We start from the raw sequence: 1,257 nt of genomic DNA on the forward strand, positions 1-1,257 counted from the left end.
TGTACGGACCGGACACATGGTTGACGGGTGTACGGGGACATGGTGGACACTTTCGGCGAGCCAACTTCGCCGGAAACCATCATGCCCTGGGACACGAGAGATACCATGAGCCTGAAAGAAGAGTTTGTTGCCTTAGCACGGCAACCCGGCAGCAATAAACGAGAACTGTGTCGACGGTTCGGCATCAGCCCGCAAACGGCCTACAAGTGGCTCAACCGCTACGATGCGCACGGTCAGTCGGGACTACGAGAGAAGTCGCGCAAACCGGCTACCAGCCCCAAGCTGACCCCTGCTGCTTTGGAGGCGCAAGTCTTAGCCCTCAGGCAAGAACATCCAGCCTGGGGTGGACGCACAATCAGCACCCTCTTGAAAAAGCAGATCGCTCCCAGCACCGTGACCAATGTCCTGCACAGGCACGGGCTGATTCAGCCTGCTCAGAATGAGCAAGAGGCCAAGCTGAGATTTGAACACGATGCGCCTAACGATCTGTGGCAGATGGATTTCAAAGGGCACTTCTCAACGCAAGAAGGCCGATGCCATCCCCTGACTTTGTTGGACGACCACTCGCGATTCAATTTAGCTATCCAGGCTTGTGATAACGAGCGTGGAGCTACGGTGAAGGAAAAGCTGGTTGAGGTATTCCAGCGCTTCGGATTACCCGCTCGCATCAATGTTGATAACGGCCCGCCCTGGGGTTCGCCGCGCAACCCAGGTGAAATCACCGAGCTGAGTATCTGGTTGATTCGTTTAGGAATCCGGATCAGCTACAGCCGCCCTTACCACCCTCAAACCAATGGAAAGATCGAGCGCTTCCACCGCTCTCTCAAGGCCGAAGTGCTTGATGGACGTCAATTTTCCACGGTCAAGGAGGCTCAATCCGCGTTCGATCGATGGCGGGAGGTTTATAACCTGCAACGGCCTCATCAAGCGTTGAACTACCAAGTGCCGATGGACCGGTATCGCTCTAGCCCCTGGGCTTACCCGCAGCAGCTATCGGAGTTTGAGTACGGGCCGGACGATGTGTTGGCCAAGGTTTATGACAGCCGATTTCGCTTTCAGAAACGCTATTTCAGCATCGCCAAGGGCTTGGTTGGGCAGCACATCGCAATACGGCCCAACCCTGAAAGAGATGGGCTCTTTGACGTCTACTTCTGCCATCACTTTCTAAGAACGTTCGACGTGAGCAAACCTGACTACGGGGCATAATGTGTCCACCATGTCCCCGCACATGTGTCCACCATGTGTCCGGTCCGTACA

The 1,257-nt window shown here is 55.4% G+C and carries 1 protein-coding gene; it reads left to right on the forward strand.

The genetic code is table 11. The features are described 5' to 3' along the window. Positions 1 to 81 precede the first annotated feature (81 nt). On the forward strand, positions 82 to 1,206 hold the full coding sequence (locus PMI35_RS07205; protein WP_008063669.1) for an IS481 family transposase: 1,125 nt from the start codon (positions 82 to 84) through the stop codon (positions 1,204 to 1,206). The last annotated feature ends 51 nt before the right edge of the window (positions 1,207 to 1,257 follow it).

It is taken from the genome of Pseudomonas sp. GM78, assembly GCF_000282475.1.
Classification (GTDB): domain Bacteria; phylum Pseudomonadota; class Gammaproteobacteria; order Pseudomonadales; family Pseudomonadaceae; genus Aquipseudomonas.

What these genes read in the sequence shown, in the direction of transcription:
- PMI35_RS07205 (WP_008063669.1), top strand. Translation starts at nt 82, where the DNA reads ATGCCCTGGGACACGAGAGATACCATGAGCCTGAAAGAAGAGTTTGTT.